1 protein-coding gene is annotated in these 487 nt (G+C 72.3%); it reads right to left on the reverse strand.

The genetic code is table 11. The features are described 5' to 3' along the window. The coding region (locus G3I78_RS47815) for a glycosyltransferase family 4 protein (RefSeq protein ID WP_164436880.1) at positions 1-487 on the reverse strand (487 nt) is incomplete at both ends.

Here is a 487-nt window from a genome sequence, read left to right on the forward strand (position 1 = left end):
GAACTCCACCCGCGAGCGCAGTCCGGCGGGCAGGGAGGCCACGGCCTCCTCCTCGTCCCCGCGGCCCGCCACGAGGAGCCGTACGTCGGGGCAGGCCTCCACGATCTTGGGGAAGGCCGCCATCAGGACCGGCAGGCCCTTGCGGGGCTCGTCGATCCGGCCGATGAAGCCGAGGGTCTGCCCGGACCAGTCGGGATTCGCCCCGGCCTTGGCGAAGAAGTCCACGTCGACCCCGTTGGGGATCACGACCGCGTCCCCGCCCAGGTGCTCCACGAGCGTGCGGCGCGCGTACTCGCTCACCGCGATCCGGGCGCTGATCTTCTCCAGGGCCGGCTGGAGGATCGGGTACGCGGCGATCATGGCGCGCGAGCGCGGGTTCGAGGTGTGGAAGGTGGCCACGATCGGCCCCTGCGCCGCCCAGCAGGACAGCAGTCCCAGCGAGGGCGAGGCCGGCTCGTGGATGTGGATCACGTCGAAGAGGGCGTCG

The organism is Streptomyces sp. SID13726, from assembly GCF_010548375.1.
GTDB lineage: Bacteria > Actinomycetota > Actinomycetes > Streptomycetales > Streptomycetaceae > Streptomyces.